Genomic DNA, 15,552 nt, shown 5'->3' with positions numbered 1-15,552 from the left:
TTATTTCCCCGACGACGTGACAGGTGTCACCGTCGCCACCGTTGAATCACGCAACTCGAGAAACTCCAACTGCTGCGTATTGAAGCGCGAATAATCCTTCTGCCATTGCGACGGTTGTTCCACCGGCATCACCTGCACCGCCGTCACCTTGTACTCAGGACAATTCGTGGCCCAATCGGAGGAGTCGGTCGTGATCACGTTCGCGCCCGATTCAGGGAAGTGGAACGTCGTGTACACCACGCCCGGCTGCATCCGCTCGGTGATCTTCGCGCGCAGCACGGTCTGTCCGGCACGCGATTCAATCCCGACCCAATCATCCGCCTTGATACCGCGGTCCTCGGCGTCATGCGGATGAATCTCCAGCCGATCCTCGTCATGCCAGCGCGAGTTCTCCGTGCGACGCGTCTGCGCGCCCACGTTGTACTGCGACAGGATGCGGCCCGTGGTGAGCAGCAGCGGGAACTTGCGCGTGACCTTCTCCGGCGTCGCGATGAACTTCGTGATGACGAAGCGGCCCTTGCCGCGCACGAATTCATCGATATGCATCGTCGGCGTGCCGTCCGGTGCATGCTCGTTGCACGGCCACTGGATGCTGCCGAGCTCATCGAGACGTTTGTACGACACGCCGGTAAACGTGGGCGTGAGGCGCGCGATTTCGTCCATGATCTGCGACGGATGCGTGTAGTTCATTTCATAACCGAGCGCGCGGGCGAGCTTGATCGTGACTTCCCAATCGGCCAGGCCCGGCAACGGCGGCATGACTTTGCGCACGCGCGAGATGCGCCGTTCGGCGTTGGTGAACGTGCCGTCCTTCTCGAGGAACGACGAACCTGGCAGGAACACGTGCGCATACTTGGCGGTCTCGTTCAGGAAGATGTCCTGCACGACGATGCATTCCATCGACGACAACGCCTTCGATACATGCTGCGTATTCGGATCGGATTGAACGATGTCCTCGCCCTGGCAGTACAGGCCAAGGAAGCTGCCATGAACGGCGGCATCGAACATGTTCGGAATCCGCAGGCCCGGCTCCGATTGCAGCTTCACGTTCCATGCTTCTTCGAACAATGAACGCACTGCCGCATCGCTGATATGCCGATAACCCGGCAACTCATGCGGAAACGAACCCATGTCGCACGAACCCTGCACGTTGTTCTGACCACGCAGCGGATTCACACCCACGCCTTCGCGGCCGACGTTGCCGGTGGCCATCGCGAGGTTCGCGATACCCATGACCGTCGTCGAGCCTTGCGCGTGTTCAGTCACGCCCAGGCCGTAGTAGATCGCACCGTTGCCGGCATTCGCATAGATGCGCGCGGCTTCGCGCACCGATTGCGCCGGCACGCCAGTGATGGCTTCCATGGCTTCGGGCGAGTTCTCGTCCAGGGTGACGAAGTCGCGCCATTGCTGGAACGCACGGGGATCGCAGCGCTCGGCCACGAAATCTTCCTTCACCAAGCCTTCGGTCACGATGGTATGCGCGAGCGCGTTGACCATGGCGACGTTCGTGCCCGGCCGCAATGCCAGATGATGCGACGCCTTCACATGCGGCGTATTCACGATATCGATCCGACGCGGATCGACCACGATCAGTTGTGCGCCTTCACGCACGCGGCGCTTCAGCCGCGATGCAAACACCGGATGGCCATCGGTCGGATTCGCGCCGATCACGACGATCACATCGGCTTTCTCGACGGACGCGAAGGTCTGCGTTCCCGCCGATTCACCCAGCGTAGTCTTCAGGCCATAACCGGTCGGTGAGTGACAAACGCGGGCACAGGTATCGACATTATTATTGCCGAACGCCGCGCGCACGAGTTTCTGCACGAGGTAGGTTTCCTCGTTCGTACATCTCGACGATGTAATCCCGCCAATCGAATCCACGCCATGTTTGTCCTGGATTCGACGGAATTCGCTGGCAGCGTAGGAGAGCGCTTCTTCCCAGCTCACTTCGCGCCAAGGATCGGTGATCTTGGCGCGGATCATCGGCTTGGTGATGCGGTCCTTGTGCGTGGCGTAACCCCATGCAAAGCGGCCTTTGACGCACGCGTGACCATCGTTGGCCTGGCCGTTCTTGTTCGGCACCATGCGCACGACTTCGCTGCCTTTCATCTCGGCTTTCAACGAACAGCCGACGCCGCAATACGCACACGTCGTCACGACCGAATGCTCGGGCTGGCCGAGCATGATCACGGTTTTTTCCTGCAGCGTCGCGGTCGGGCAAGCCGCCACGCACGCACCGCACGACACGCATTCGGATTCCATGAACGGCTGGTTTTCACTCGCGGCCACGCGCGATTCAAAACCACGCCCCGCGATGGTCAGCGCGAACGTTCCCTGCGTTTCCTCACAGGCCCGCACGCAGCGATTGCAGACGATGCACTTCGACGCGTCGTACGTGAAATACGGATTCGATTCATCCTTCTTGTCCAACAGGTGATTCGCGCCTTCATAGCCGTAGCGAACTTCGCGCAAGCCGACCACGCCCGCCATGTCCTGCAACTCGCAGTCGCCGTTGGCGGGGCAGGTGAGGCAGTCGAGCGGGTGATCGGAGATATACAACTCCATCACGTTCTTACGCAGCGACTGCAGCTTGTTCGTCTGCGTGCGCACTTTCATGCCGGCTTCAACGGGCGTCGTGCACGACGCCGGGTAGCCGCGCTTGCCTTCAATTTCAACCAGGCACAGACGGCACGAACCGAATGGCTCAAGTGAATCCGTCGCGCAGAGCTTAGGAACGTTGACGCCGGCTTCGATCGCTGCACGCATCACCGACGTTCCGGCCGGCACGGTCACCGACGTACCGTCGATGTCGAGCGTCACGTCGATATCCGCATGGCGCAGCGGTGTGCCGTAGTCGGTATCGTCGAAGGGATCGCGCAGTTTCGTCTTGCACGCGCAATTGCCGGAACCGCAGGATGAGTTGGACATGGTTGTGTTCCTTCTTTTAAGCCGCTTTCTGCGACGGCTTTTTGGAAAGACCGAAGTCTTCAGGGAAATGGTCGAGTGCCGAGAGCACCGGATACGGCGTCATGCCGCCCATTGCGCAGAGTGAGCCGCTAACCATGGTGTCGCAGAGATCGCGCAGCAGCGTCACTTGTTTCGGCGATGTATCGCCAGCACGAATCTTCGCGATGACTTCAACACCGCGTGTGGAACCAATGCGGCAGGGCGTGCATTTGCCACACGATTCCACGGCGCAGAAGTGCATCGCGTACTGGGCGAGGTCGGCGAGATTCGACGTATCGTCATGAATCACGATACCGCCATGTCCGACCACCGCGCCGACCGCTGCATACGCTTCGTAGTCCATGGGAATATCCCACTGGCTTTCTGGCAAATAGGTGCCGAGCGGACCGCCGACTTGCGCGGCGCGCGCCGGCCGGCCGCTGGCCGTGCCGCCGCCGTATTCATAGATCAGAGACCGCAGGGTCACGCCGAACGCGAGCTCCACGAGGCCGCCTTGCTTCACATTGCCTGCTATCTGGAACGGCAGCGTGCCGCGCGAGCGGCCCATGCCGAAGTCGCGATAAAACGCGGCGCCTTTGGCGAAGATGATGGGCACCGTCGCCAGGGTGATGACGTTATTGATCACCGTCGGCTGCCCAAACAAACCGACCAAGGCCGGCACCGGCGGCTTCGCGCGGACTACGCCGCGCTTGCCTTCCAGCGACTCCAGCAACGCCGTTTCTTCACCGCAGACATACGATCCGGCGCCTTTGGCCACTTCCAGTTCGAACGCCTTATCAGTGCCGAGCACGCTTGCACCGAGCCAACCGGCGTCGCGGGCTTTATCGATGGCGCGATTCAGCGTCGCGATTGCGTGCGGATATTCGCTGCGCACATAGATATAACCCTTCGTCGCCTTGGTCACGATCCCCGCGATGATCATCCCTTCGATCAACATATACGGGTCGCTTTCCATGACCAGCCGGTCCGAGAACGTGCCGGAATCGCCTTCGTCGGCGTTGCAGACAATGTACTTTTGCGGCGCCAATGCTGCCCGCACCGTGCGCCACTTGATACCGGCTGGGAACGCCGCACCGCCGCGTCCGCGCAAACCCGATTCGAGCAGCGCTTCGCAGGCGGCATCGCCATCGGTTTCAAGCGCTTTGCGCAAACCTTCGAGGCCGCCATGCTTCACGTAGTCATCGGTGGAAAGCGGGTCCGTGATGCCGATGCGCGCAAACGTCAGGCGTTGCTGCTTGGCAAGCCACGGCAGCGTATCGACTACGCCGACGCGCTTTTCATGCGCGCCGCCATTTGCCAGGTCGGCATCGAAGAGCGCGGCAACATCGTCTTCATCGACATTCGAATAACCGATACGGCCTTCCGCCGTCTCAACCTCAACCAGCGGTTCGAGCCACAGCATGCCGCGCGAACCGTTGCGCACGATTTCAACTTCAATCCCGCGTGCCTGAGCTTCAACGGCAACTGCCAGCGCGACACCATCAGCGCCAAGCGCCAGTGCCGATGAATCGCAAGGGACGTAGATGCGCGTCATACCAGGTCCTCCGCGCTTGCGCGCGCCGCTTCATACAGCCGCTCGAACTTCTTGGGCGTGACGCGGGCATGCAACTCGCCGTTGATGGTCATGGCCGGCGACAGCGCGCATTGCCCGAGGCAATACACGGTTTCGAGCTCGGTATCAACCCGATGACCGGAATCGAACTTGCACCCCGTATGCCCTTCGATATGCGCCGCGAGCGCTTCCGTTCCCATACTCCGGCAGGCCTCGGCACGACACAACTGCACCGTCACGCGCGCAGGCGGCTCGGAGCGGAAATGGTGGTAATAGGTGATCACGCCGTGCACTTCCGCGCGCGACAGCGACATGGCCTGAGCGAGTGGGGCGATGACATCGGCGGGAATGTAACCGGCTTCGTCCTGAATAGCGTGCAGCACGGCGAGCAGCGACGCACCCTTTTTCAGATGGCGCGCGACGCGCTCATCGGGCGTGCCGGCCGGCTGAGTTTGGTGGTTGTGAGGCATCTGGACCATTGTGGGGAATCTCCATTGCTCGGCATATGTTTTATAAATGCATATATCGGTCTTATAATTTGCTGCACCGAGCCCGTGATATGCAAGATACGAGGCTAACCGGTCGATGGCAATAGGAACTGAGACTACATATGATCGATGTCGAATGCCGTACAGAGCTCGTCTTGCGCGACGCCACGGGCCGCGAAGCCAGTCTCAGCGCGGCCGTGCCGCTTTTGCTGCTGGTTTCGCAGACCGGCAGCATTGCGCAAGCCGCGTCGGCTAAGGGTTTGTCCTATCGGCACGCGTGGGGCCTTTTGCGCGACATAGAGACGCGGCTGGGCGGCGCGCTGATCACGAAGTCGCGTGGCCGCGGGTCGGTGCTGTCGGAGCTCGGCGAAGCAGTGCTGCGGGCGCAGCGTTTGTCGAACGAGCGGCTCGACGGGCCGCTTCAGGCGTTGGCTAGCGAAGTGGCCGGCGAACTGAACCGGCGGCTGTCGCGCGCCATTAGCGAGATACGGATTCACGCCTCGCATGGGTACGCCGTCGCGGCGTTGGTGGGCGCGCTGGCTGGCAAGCAGATTCCCGCCGACATCAAGTACCGCGAAAGCGCTGAAGCCGTCAGCGCGCTCGCGCGCGGCGAGTGCGAGCTGGCGGGTTTCCACTTGCCGATCGGCGAATTCCGCGCGAGTTGCGCCGAAATCTACCGGCCCTGGCTCGACGCGGGGCGGCATCGGCTGATTCATCTGACGCGGCGCACGCAGGGCCTGTTTCTGCCGAAGGGCAATCCCAAAGGTATACGCGGCTTGCACGATCTCGCCCGCGACGACATTCGCTTCGTCAACCGCCAGCCCGGATCAGGCACGCGTATGTTGCTGGATCTGGCGCTGCGCCAGATTGGCGTCGATCCCGCGAGCATCAACGGTTATGCCACCGCCGAACTGACGCATTCGGCCATTGCTGCATTTGTCGCGAGCGGCATGGCCGATCTTGGCTTTGGCGTGCAGCCGGCCGCACAGCAGTTTGGGCTGGATTTCATCCCGATTATCGAAGAGGACTACTTGTTCGTGTGCAACCGCGACAAACTCAACGACGCGGGACTCAGCGGCCTACTGGAGGTGCTGCGCAGCGATGCGTTCCGTGACAGCGTGGCGCATCTGGAGGGTTACGATCCGGCTTTTTGCGGGCAACTGCTTGAGCTCGAGGCGGCGCTCAGCGGAGCGACCGGAAACGTGCGGTAACCATTTAGATCCGGTCTATTCGGCCGATCCGAAGCCTTATGTTTAGAATTACGTTAACCTGATGGTTGGCTCGGCAGGCTCATGGTGTTACATGCGACGTTGTGTCGCCTCTCAGCATGCGGGAGATGCCGCTGGCCAAACGTTTAACCGACGACTGTTTTACTCACCGTTACTGCTGCCATGAAATTGCTTTTGAGCGTTGCCGCGTTGATCGCGTTCGTTGTAAGCGCCGTTGCCTTTGTGCCCGTCGCTTTTGCCCAGAATTCCCCTGGTGTTCCCGGTGGCATTTTGCAGGACCAGTTTCGCCTGAAAGAACATCCGCAGTTGCAGTTTGCCGCTTCCGCGCCGTCGGACAAGTATCAGAACGGCGTGACGGCGAAGCGCAAGCGCGGTGACCTGGGCGATCCGAACGGCTGTAACTTGCAGTGCCCGCAGGACCAATAAGCCTGCAGGAGCGCTGATAATAAAGTCCAGGCTCGCACGCGGCGGCTGATATCGAAGCTGCTGGGTTGCAGTGTGCAACTGGCTTAAAAGCGTGATACCGCGGCGACTTGAAATACCCGTTTGAGCTACGGCTAGTCACGGCTAGGGCTGAGTTGATTTAGCTGAATCAGATAGATTCGATTTGAAACGCGTCGCCGGATTTTCGGCGGCGCGTTTTTGTTTTTGGGGGCGGCTCATGCCGTGCTCTTGCGCATTCCGCAGATCGGGCGAAACTCACGGGCCGATTTTTCCGAAGACTACCTTGAATCAATGGGTTGGTCGCATGTCATTTTTTGTCTTCTAAGCGACCTGAGTTGGGCTCCGAGTGTAGGTTCGAATTTATCGGCTGACGACCGAACCGAGCTGATGGACTCGGCGTTGAAAGGGCGAGCTCGCAGCCATGCGCGCAAAGCAGCCGATCCATTTGAGCGTCTTTGTCACGTGCTTATTTGAAGCATTGTCCCCTATGGATTACAATCGAACCGATGCCCGCCATCCGTACTACCGATGTCTTCGACCACTGGTTTGATCGTCTGCGGGACCTGCGCACCCGAGTTCGGATTCAGGCACGAATCGATCGGCTGGCGACGGGCAACCCCGGCGATCATAAATCGGTTGGTGGTGGCGTCAACGAACTGCGCATTGATCTAGGTCCCGGCTACCGGGTGTATTACACGCAGAGCGGTGCAGTTCTCGTGATCCTGCTGTGCGGCGTAATAAGTCTACGCAGCAGGCTGACATTGACCGGGCCAAAGCCCTTGCAGCAAACCTCGATACGGAATGAATCATGACCAAAGTGAAGACAACTTCTTGGGACTCCGCTGAGCATTTGCGTACTGAAGAGGAAATGGCTGCATATCTTGACGCCTGCCTGGAGGAGGCGGGAGATGATCCAAAATTCATTGCTCATGCTCTTGGCGTGATAGCGCGCGCCCGTGGCATGTCGCAACTGGCGAGAGAAACCGGTGTCAAGCGCGAAAGCTTATATCGCGCCCTGTCCGGCGAAGGTAATCCGGAGTTCGCCACTATCTGGAAGGTCGTGCGGGCGCTCGGCATCCGCCTGCACGCGTCGACAACCTGACACGAAAGGTTACTCCGGCTTCGAATTGGATGCTATTCAGCGTGGCATGATGCCGTCCGACTTTAAGCCGATGGTGACAATCGGAGCCGGAGCATACGAAGTAAGGATTCACGTGGAAGGCGAATGGCGTGTCATCTACGTGGCAAAGTTCGCGGATGCCGTGTACGTGCTGCATGCATTTCCTAAAACGACACAGAAGACATCGAAGGCGGATATCGATCTCGCGGCGCGGCGTTATAAGCAGATTGGAGGTTAAACCATGAATGAACCGATTACTGAATCGACCGGTAACGTGTTTGCGGATCTCGGCTTTTCTGAGGAAGAGTCAACGTTGCTGCAACTACGAGCCGATCTCATGGCGTCGTTGCGTTTAGCCATCGAGGCACGGTCGTGGACCCAGGCGCAGGCTGCTGCAACGCTTGGCATCGGACAAACCCGCGTGTCCGACCTCATGCGCGGCAAGTGGGAGAAATTCAGCCTCGACATGCTTGTCACGTTGGCAGTGCGTGCCGGTCTACATCCGCGCGTGGCCCTTGAGGCAGCATGAGCGCGCTCCGGATTGACGGTAGCAATGGAAAGGCGACGCCGACAATAAAAAACCCCGCGAAGCCTTTCGGCCCACGGGGTTTCAAATAATCCGGCACAAGTCCGGATGCGTTATTGGTGGAGGCGGCGGGAATCGAACCCGCGTCCAGTAGCGCTCTACGACCAGTTCTACATACTTAGTTCTATCATTTGATTTAACCTGGCGACGCGGACGAACACGCTTCGCTTCGGCGATTCACTAAATTTTCGACCTTGGCGTCGTGACGCCGACAAGGCTTATCTGACGTATATGACCTCTCGCGGTATTGCTACCGGTCTTGCGACTCTAGTCCGTCAGTAAACTAGGGAGAGGCAGGCGGCCCTTAGGCTGCCAGTGCGAACGTTTCGTCGTTTGCAGTTACGTTTTTCCCATTGATTTACGAGGTGACGGGTCCTCGGTATGCCCTAGCCGCTTCGCAACCCCTGTCGAAACCAGGTCGCCCCCGAAGCATTGGCCATTATCTCACAGTTTCGTCCGCGTTTTCGTCGGAGAGCCCGTCCGCATGGCCGCGCCGTCAACTGCGTTCGCACGCACGCTACTGCACATCGCGCAGCAGATGTTGCAATTCGATTGTCGTTTCCACCACGTGATCAGCATGCCACCGGGTGGGCGGCAAATCCGTCCCGCAGTACCCGTAGGCGGCCGCCACCGTGACCATGCCGGCGGCGAAACCCGCCTGCACGTCTCGCAGGTCGTCACCTACGTACACCACACGCTCAGGCGCTTCTTCCATCAATTCAGCAGCATGCAGCAACGGCGCCGGATGCGGCTTCGAGTGAGGGGTGGTATCGCCGCAAACAAGACACGCTGCGCGCTCAGCCAGTCCAAGCAGCGCCACCAGCGGTTCGGCCAGCCGCGTTGCCTTGTTGGTCACAATGCCCCAGCGCACGCCGCGTGCATCGAGCTGATTGAGCAATTCGTCGATGCCCGGAAACAGCGTCGTCTCGATGCACAAATCCGCTTCATAGTTGGCGAGGAACTCCTCGCGCATGGACGCGTAATCGGGATGCTCCGGCCCGATCTCGAATGCCCCTGCAAGTAATCCGCGCGCTCCCGCCGACGCCAATGGGCGCAAGGTTTCGAGCGGCCGCATTTCCAGCCCACGGTCGTGCCGCATCTTGTTGACCGCGGCGACGAGGTCGGGCGCGGTATCAGCGATGGTCCCGTCGAGATCGAACAAAACCGCGTGGCAGAGCCTGAGCCGGGTCTTGTCGATTTGATGCTGGGGCAAGGGCGTCGGGTCGTCGCTCATGAAAGTCCGTACAGGTTCGATGACGCTCGGAGGCGTGGGGTCGGCATCACTTGGGCGATCGCTCATGTCTTTTCCCGTCAGGCCACGCGGCGGCAAGCCATCAGATAGTTGATGCTTGAGTCGTCGGAGAGACCGAAGCGCTTGCTCAGCGGCCGGTACGTAATCCCTTTGATCTCGACGATATCAAGTTGCGCAGAACGCACGTACTGCGCAAGTTCTGACGGCTTGATGAAGCGCGCGTAATCGTGCGTGCCGCGCGGCAGCATCCGCGCAATGTATTCCGCGCCGATCACCGCGAACAAATACGCCTTCGCATTGCGGTTGAGCGTGGAGAAAAACACCCAGCCCCCGGGTTTGACGAGCGTGGCGCACGCCTGGACGATGCCCGCCGGATCCGGCACGTGCTCGAGCATTTCCATGCAGGTCACCACGTCATAGCTGCCGGGTTCCCGCGCCGCCAGCGCCTCGGCCGCGATCTCTTCGTATTCGACCTCGACGCCGCTCTCCAGGCTATGCAGGTCGGCCACGCCCAGCGCTTTTGATGACAAATCCACGCCTTTCACCTTTGCGCCACGCACGGCCATGGATTCAGACAGGATGCCGCCGCCGCAACCGATATCCAGCGCGCGCTTGCCCGGCAGATGCGCAAGCGCGTCGATCCAGTCGAGCCGCACCGGATTGAGTTCGTGCAGTGGCTTGAACTCCGCATTCGGGTCCCACCAGCGATGAGCCAGCTCGCTGAATTTCTGAAGCTCGTGGGGATCGGCATTGATCATGTGCGGATAGCCTTGAAACATAAGGTCAGGAACGGTCAAGCAGCAAGTATATAGGCGGTGGCGAGAGCCGGTGAAACGCGCCACGAGCCCAGGCTGGTCGAGCAGGGGGAGGCCCCGGGCGTGCAGCAAGACGCGCAGTACATAAAAAAAGCCCCGCCGAAGCGGGGCTTTGATCCTGCGGCAATCAGTCGCGAATTACTGCGCTTGACGCGAGGTTCCAACAACTTCGACTTCCACGCGACGATCCGGTGCGAGGCAGGCGATAAGTTGCTTGCGGTTCTTCTGGTTGCAACCCGTGGTGACCGGGTTACGCTTGCCCTTGCCTTCCGTATAGATACGGTTGGCTTCGATGCCCTTGCTGACCAAGTATGCCTTGACAGCTTGTGCACGGCGCAGGGACAGACGATCGTTGTACTTGTCCGAACCGATACGGTCCGTATAACCCGTTGCGACCACGACTTCCAGGTTCAGGTCGCCAATCTTCGATGCGAGATCGTCAAGCTTTTCCTTGCCGCCTGGCTTCAGGATGGCCTTGTCGAAGTCGAACAGAGCGTCAGCTTGGTACGTAACCTTTTGGCTTTGGATAACCGGAGCCGGTGCCGGTGCGACCGGCGGCTGCGGTGCCTGGGCTACCAGCGCGCCATCGCACTTTGCGTTGGCCGTTGCCGGGGTCCAGAACGCGTCACGCCAGCAAAGCTCGTTCGTGCCGTTCATCCACACGTATTCGCCCGTGCCGTTCACCCAGTTGTCGTTCACAGCCTGGCGCGAAGCCGGGACCGATTGCGCCATCGCCGATGCAGCCATAACTGCGGTAGCTGCAATGAACGCGAGCTTTGAAAGTTTATTCATATTTCTCCTCTCGAAATTGAGATTACCGCAGGTTTACTGCGAGCCTTGTTGACGAAGACAAGTCATACATTGCTCGAAGTATAACATTACCGCGGAACAAAACGCTGTGTGTAGACTTCGAGCAGTGTCTAACTTTGTGCGTTCGCATTTTGCCATATCGTTCCCTTGCAACGATAAAAATATCCCTGACCCCCTAACGCCCGCAACCTTATGTGGTGCATGCGCAACAAGACGGGGCAAGGAATTGCAGGGTTTGATACGTGCCGAACATGCGCACAATGCGTGCCACCCCGGAACTTTTTCCAAAAACATCAATACATTCTTTTTCGACGGTTTTTCGCGCGTGAATTGGCGGCGTCAAAACCCGTGACGGCGAATGATAGCGGGTTAGTCTGACGTTTTCACTTTGTTCTATGTGGCAATTTGTAAGCTTTCGCTACTGATTGTCCAACAGGCCCGCGTCATGCTAGTCATTGGCTTGCGCATATCGATGCTGTTCCTGATCCGCCCGCGGCCGCGCTGTTTTGTCCCCGAATTTCTCAATTCTCTCTGTTCCGACTCCCTGTATACGCAGCGGTCCCGGGAGCGGATGTCGCGCATGTTAGAATCGCGTGATGCGTTGCTTTCGCAATGCCGATGCTAAACGACGGTGAATCCCGGGTAAAACGCCGCAAAAGAGGCTTTTATTCCGCGCCGGCGCCGCACAGTTCAAGACACGGATAAATGGATCAATTCGCCAAAGAGACCCTGCCAATCTCCCTCGAGGAGGAAATGCGCCGCTCATATCTCGATTACGCGATGAGCGTGATCGTGGGGCGAGCGCTCCCCGATGTCCGCGACGGCCTCAAGCCAGTCCACCGTCGCGCGCTGTATTCAATGCACGAACTGAATAACGACTGGAATCGTGCCTATAAGAAGTCGGCGCGTATTGTGGGCGATGTCATCGGTAAATATCACCCGCACGGCGACCAGTCGGTCTACGACACCATCGTCCGGATGGCGCAGCCGTTTTCGTTGCGCTACATGCTGGTCGACGGCCAGGGCAATTTCGGTTCGGTCGACGGCGACAACGCCGCCGCCATGCGATACACCGAAATCCGCATGGCCAAGATCGGCCATGAGCTGCTGGCGGATATCGACAAGGAAACGGTCGACTTCGGCCCGAACTACGACGGCAGCGAAAGCGAGCCGCTGGTTCTGCCGGCACGCATCCCCAATCTTCTGATCAATGGCTCTGCCGGCATTGCTGTGGGCATGGCGACGAATATTCCGCCGCATAACCTGCGCGAAATCGTCGATGCCTGCATGCATCTGCTGAATAACCCCGACACGACCATCGATGAACTGATGGAAATCGTTCCGGGACCGGATTTTCCGACGTACGGCGTGATTTATGGCGTCTCGGGCGTACGGGACGGCTATCGAACAGGCCGCGGACGTGTCGTGATGCGCGCGACCACGCACTTCGAAGAGATCGACCGCGGCCAGCGGATGGCGATCATCGTCGACGAAATCCCGTATCAGGTGAACAAGCGCACGCTGCTCGAGCGCATTGCCGAGCTGGTGAACGAGAAGAAGATCGAAGGCATCTCGGACATCCGCGACGAATCCGACAAGAGCGGCATGCGCGTGGTGGTCGAACTGAAGCGCGGCGAAGTGCCGGAAGTGGTGCTGAACAATCTGTACAAGATGACGCAGCTCCAGGACACGTTCGGCATCAACATGGTCGCGCTGGTCGACGGCCAGCCGCGTTTGCTGAACCTGAAGCAGATGCTGGAGTGTTTCCTGTCGCATCGGCGGGAAGTGCTGACGCGGCGCACTGTATACGAACTGCGCAAGGCGCGGGATCGTGGCCACGTGCTGGAAGGCCTGGCGGTGGCGCTGGCGAATATCGACGAATTCATCCGCATCATCAAGGCAGCGCCTACTCCGCCGATCGCGAAACAGGACTTGATGAACAACGCCTGGGACTCGGAAATCGTGCGCGAAATGCTGTCGCGCGCCGAAACCGAGGAATCGGGCGGGCGTCAGGCGTACCGGCCGGAAGGGCTGAATCCGGCGTACGGCATGCAGGCCGATGGCTTGTACAAGCTGTCCGACGTCCAGGCGCAGGAAATTCTGCAAATGCGCCTGCAACGCCTGACCGGGCTCGAGCAGGACAAGATTGTTGGCGAGTACAAGGAAGTGATGGCGCAAATCGCCGACTTGCTCGACATCCTGGCGCGGCCGGAACGGATTCGCGCGATTATCGTTGAAGAACTGGCGTCGATTCGTGCCGAATTCGGCGACGATCGTCGTTCGCGCATTGAACTGAATGCGACCGAATTGAATACCGAAGACCTGATCACGCCGCAGGAAATGGTCGTGACCATGTCTCACACCGGTTACGTGAAGTCGCAGCCGCTGTCCGAGTATCGCGCGCAAAAGCGTGGCGGCCGCGGCAAGCAGGCCACGCAGATGAAGGAAGACGACTGGATCGACACGCTCTTCATCGCGAATACGCACGATCACATGCTGTGTTTCTCGAACCGTGGCCGTGTTTACTGGATCAAGGTCTACGAAGTACCGCAGGGCTCGCGGAATTCGCGCGGCCGGCCGATCGTGAACATGTTCCCGCTGCAGGACGGCGAGAAGATCAACGTCGTGCTGCCGATCAAGGAATTCTCCGCCGATAAATACGTTTTTATGGCGACTTCATTGGGTACGGTCAAGAAAACGCCACTGGAAGCCTTCAGCCGGCCGTTGCGCAAGGGCATCATTGCGGTTGGTCTGGACGACGGTGATTTCCTGATCGGCGCGGCGATTACCGATGGCCAGCATGACGTGATGCTGTTCTCGGATTCGGGCAAGGCAGTGCGTTTCGACGAAAACGACGTGCGTGCAATGGGCCGCGAAGCCCGTGGCGTGCGCGGCATGCAACTGGAAGAAGGGCAGCAGGTCATCGCGTTGCTCGTCGCCGGCGGTGAAAACCAGTCGGTGCTGACTGCGACCGAGAACGGCTTCGGCAAGCGTACGCCGATCGACGAATACACCCGTCACGGCCGTGGCACGAAGGGAATGATCGCTATCCAGACGTCGGAACGTAACGGCAAGGTGGTTGCCGCAACGCTCGTCGAGCCGGAAAGCGAGATCATGCTGATCACCAATACCGGCGTGCTGATCCGCACGCGGGTGTCGGAAATCCGTGAAATGGGCCGTGCAACCCAAGGTGTTACACTCATCAGTCTTGACGACGGCACCAAGCTGTCCGGCTTGCAGCATATCGCCGAGGCGGAAGTGGCAGTCGAACTCGACGCCGATCTGGAAGGTGAAGCGGGCGAGGCAAACGATGCCGGCGAGCCAACGGCCAGCGCTGCGGCTGATGATGCGACCGATGCAGGCGACACCCCGGACGACACGTCGGAAGGTGATGAGGACAGCACGTCCTGACCCAGTGTTCTCCACCGCGCCTGTTCTGTTTCTGAAAGCTTGAATGGATAAGCTGCGCGATTTGAGCAAATGCCTTGAGCAAATGCCGAGTCGCGCCGCGATGGAAGCAAAAATTTTTTAAGGGAGTAATGATGCAAAAACAGTTTAAACAATGGATGTTGCTGGCTGCTTTGGTACCGGCTTTCGCATCGGCTCAATCACTCCAGAGCCAAGCGACGACGCCGGCTGCAGATGCAGCCACAGCGGCACCGGATCCGGCGAAGCAAGCTGCGATCAAGGACCTGCTGGACGCAATCGACGCGCAAAAGCTCGTCGGCGCCATTGGTAACAGTGCACAAATGCAGTCGAAGCAACTGGTTCCGGCCATCCTGTCCGACGCGTTGAGCGAAAACAAGACGATGAACGACAAGCAGAAGCAAGCTTCTGTTCCTCAGCTCCAGAAGGACACGGTACCGAAGCTGGTGGATTCGGCTGGTCAGGTCTTCGCGACCGACTCGTTCCGTCAGGACGCCATGCAGGCTCAGTACGACGCGTACGCGAAGTACTACACGACGGCTGAAATCAAGGACCTGACGACGTTCTACAAGAGCCCGACGGGTCGCAAGTTCATCCAGGTTCAGGACCAGGTGGGTCGTGACGTGGTGAACGGTCTGATGCAGAAATACATGCCGCAATCGATCAAGGCCACCCGCGCGCAAGCGGACAAGGAAGTGGCTGCTGTCAAGCCGAAGTAAGCTAAGGCTGCCAAAACCCGCCGCCGTTCATGTGGCTGCAGTAAGCGGCTGCAGATTGGCGGGTTTTCGGGACGGTGCGATAATGGCTGTTTGCGTTCAGACGCAAACAGCCATTTGTTTTTCGTGGCGAGATTCAGGCTT

Annotated in this window: 13 protein-coding genes, 1 other RNA gene and 1 pseudogene; 8 read left to right on the top strand and 7 right to left on the bottom strand. The window is 59.3% G+C overall.

The genetic code is table 11. The features are described 5' to 3' along the window. Genes fdhF through FH08_RS0125415 form a run of 3 tightly spaced genes read right to left on the bottom strand, consistent with a single transcriptional unit; the run spans position 1 to position 4,992 of the window. Entirely contained in the window at positions 1-2,931 is a 2,931-nt protein-coding gene (gene fdhF / locus FH08_RS0125425) for a formate dehydrogenase subunit alpha (RefSeq protein ID WP_031361066.1), read from the bottom strand. A gap of 16 nt (positions 2,932-2,947) precedes the next feature. Further along, positions 2,948-4,504, bottom strand: a complete 1,557-nt coding sequence (locus FH08_RS0125420; protein ID WP_031361065.1) for a formate dehydrogenase beta subunit — start codon at positions 4,502-4,504, stop codon at positions 2,948-2,950. After that, positions 4,501-4,992 (bottom strand): NAD(P)H-dependent oxidoreductase subunit E, encoded by a 492-nt coding sequence (locus tag FH08_RS0125415; RefSeq protein ID WP_031361064.1) that lies wholly within the window; start codon positions 4,990-4,992, stop codon positions 4,501-4,503. The genes FH08_RS0125420 and FH08_RS0125415 overlap by 4 nt, the downstream gene beginning before the upstream one ends. Before the next feature lie 140 nt (positions 4,993-5,132). Between FH08_RS0125415 and FH08_RS0125410 the strand changes: the two genes are divergently transcribed. The 6 genes and pseudogenes from FH08_RS0125410 to FH08_RS0125385 all read left to right on the top strand — a co-directional run bounded on the left by FH08_RS0125410 (position 5,133) and on the right by FH08_RS0125385 (position 8,332). Further along, a complete protein-coding gene (locus tag FH08_RS0125410) occupies positions 5,133-6,221 on the top strand; it encodes a substrate-binding domain-containing protein (RefSeq protein ID WP_031361063.1) in 1,089 nt (362 codons plus the stop codon). Between the two features lie 180 nt (positions 6,222-6,401). After that, the gene (locus FH08_RS0125405) at positions 6,402-6,665 is read left to right on the top strand and encodes a hypothetical protein (RefSeq protein WP_031361062.1); all 264 of its coding nucleotides are present in this window, start codon (positions 6,402-6,404) and stop codon (positions 6,663-6,665) included. Between the two features lie 524 nt (positions 6,666-7,189). After that, positions 7,190-7,488, top strand: a pseudogene (locus FH08_RS48585) (type II toxin-antitoxin system RelE/ParE family toxin). Positions 7,489-7,491: 3 nt separating this feature from the next. Further along, on the top strand, positions 7,492-7,785 hold the full coding sequence (locus FH08_RS0125395) for an addiction module antidote protein (protein ID WP_031361061.1): 294 nt from the start codon (positions 7,492-7,494) through the stop codon (positions 7,783-7,785). Then, the gene (locus tag FH08_RS54030) at positions 7,670-8,041 is read left to right on the top strand and encodes a type II toxin-antitoxin system RelE/ParE family toxin (RefSeq protein ID WP_268810833.1); all 372 of its coding nucleotides are present in this window, start codon (positions 7,670-7,672) and stop codon (positions 8,039-8,041) included. Before FH08_RS0125395 ends, FH08_RS54030 begins: the two co-directional genes overlap by 116 nt. 3 nt (positions 8,042-8,044) lie before the next feature. After that, positions 8,045-8,332 carry a helix-turn-helix domain-containing protein gene (locus FH08_RS0125385; protein ID WP_031361059.1) on the top strand — a complete coding sequence of 96 codons (288 nt, stop codon included), beginning with the start codon at positions 8,045-8,047 and terminating at the stop codon, positions 8,330-8,332. 114 nt (positions 8,333-8,446) lie between these two features. Here FH08_RS0125385 and ssrA read toward each other — a convergent pair. The 4 genes from ssrA to ompA all read right to left on the bottom strand — a co-directional run bounded on the left by ssrA (position 8,447) and on the right by ompA (position 11,248). Then, positions 8,447-8,815, bottom strand: a transfer-messenger RNA (tmRNA) gene (gene ssrA / locus FH08_RS49970). 91 nt (positions 8,816-8,906) lie between these two features. Next, positions 8,907-9,623 (bottom strand): phosphoglycolate phosphatase, encoded by a 717-nt coding sequence (gene gph / locus FH08_RS0125380; RefSeq protein WP_031361058.1) that lies wholly within the window; start codon positions 9,621-9,623, stop codon positions 8,907-8,909. A gap of 77 nt (positions 9,624-9,700) precedes the next feature. Continuing rightward, positions 9,701-10,399: a bifunctional 2-polyprenyl-6-hydroxyphenol methylase/3-demethylubiquinol 3-O-methyltransferase UbiG gene (gene ubiG / locus FH08_RS0125375; RefSeq protein WP_031361057.1), complete on the bottom strand. Its 699-nt coding sequence runs from the start codon at positions 10,397-10,399 to the stop codon at positions 9,701-9,703. A gap of 195 nt (positions 10,400-10,594) precedes the next feature. Continuing rightward, positions 10,595-11,248, bottom strand: a complete 654-nt coding sequence (ompA, locus tag FH08_RS0125370) for an outer membrane protein OmpA (protein ID WP_031361056.1) — start codon at positions 11,246-11,248, stop codon at positions 10,595-10,597. A 723-nt stretch (positions 11,249-11,971) separates the two neighbouring features. Between ompA and gyrA the strand changes: the two genes are divergently transcribed. Beyond that, positions 11,972-14,677 carry a DNA gyrase subunit A gene (gyrA, locus tag FH08_RS0125365; RefSeq protein WP_081889566.1) on the top strand — a complete coding sequence of 902 codons (2,706 nt, stop codon included), beginning with the start codon at positions 11,972-11,974 and terminating at the stop codon, positions 14,675-14,677. A 131-nt stretch (positions 14,678-14,808) separates the two neighbouring features. Next, entirely contained in the window at positions 14,809-15,411 is a 603-nt protein-coding gene (locus FH08_RS0125360; RefSeq protein WP_031361054.1) for a DUF2059 domain-containing protein, read from the top strand. Positions 15,412-15,552: the final 141 nt, after the last annotated feature.

The organism is Caballeronia sordidicola (genome assembly GCF_000729995.1).
GTDB classification, from domain to species: Bacteria; Pseudomonadota; Gammaproteobacteria; order Burkholderiales; family Burkholderiaceae; genus Caballeronia; species Caballeronia sordidicola_A.
The sequence above is the reverse complement of the archived record's forward strand: the minus strand, read 5'-3'. Positions and strand labels throughout refer to the sequence as shown.

Excerpts from the sequence above, each read along its gene's own strand:
- fdhF (WP_031361066.1), bottom strand. The coding sequence starts at position 2,931 with ATGTCCAACTCATCCTGCGGTTCCGGCAATTGCGCGTGCAAGACGAAA.
- FH08_RS0125420 (WP_031361065.1), bottom strand. The coding sequence starts at position 4,504 with ATGACGCGCATCTACGTCCCTTGCGATTCATCGGCACTGGCGCTTGGC.
- FH08_RS0125415 (WP_031361064.1), bottom strand. The coding sequence starts at position 4,992 with ATGCCTCACAACCACCAAACTCAGCCGGCCGGCACGCCCGATGAGCGC.
- FH08_RS0125410 (WP_031361063.1), top strand. The coding sequence starts at position 5,133 with ATGATCGATGTCGAATGCCGTACAGAGCTCGTCTTGCGCGACGCCACG.
- FH08_RS0125405 (WP_031361062.1), top strand. The coding sequence starts at position 6,402 with ATGAAATTGCTTTTGAGCGTTGCCGCGTTGATCGCGTTCGTTGTAAGC.
- FH08_RS0125395 (WP_031361061.1), top strand. The coding sequence starts at position 7,492 with ATGACCAAAGTGAAGACAACTTCTTGGGACTCCGCTGAGCATTTGCGT.
- FH08_RS0125385 (WP_031361059.1), top strand. The coding sequence starts at position 8,045 with ATGAATGAACCGATTACTGAATCGACCGGTAACGTGTTTGCGGATCTC.
- gph (WP_031361058.1), bottom strand. The coding sequence starts at position 9,623 with ATGAGCGACGACCCGACGCCCTTGCCCCAGCATCAAATCGACAAGACC.
- ubiG (WP_031361057.1), bottom strand. The coding sequence starts at position 10,399 with ATGATCAATGCCGATCCCCACGAGCTTCAGAAATTCAGCGAGCTGGCT.
- ompA (WP_031361056.1), bottom strand. The coding sequence starts at position 11,248 with ATGAATAAACTTTCAAAGCTCGCGTTCATTGCAGCTACCGCAGTTATG.
- gyrA (WP_081889566.1), top strand. The coding sequence starts at position 11,972 with ATGGATCAATTCGCCAAAGAGACCCTGCCAATCTCCCTCGAGGAGGAA.
- FH08_RS0125360 (WP_031361054.1), top strand. The coding sequence starts at position 14,809 with ATGCAAAAACAGTTTAAACAATGGATGTTGCTGGCTGCTTTGGTACCG.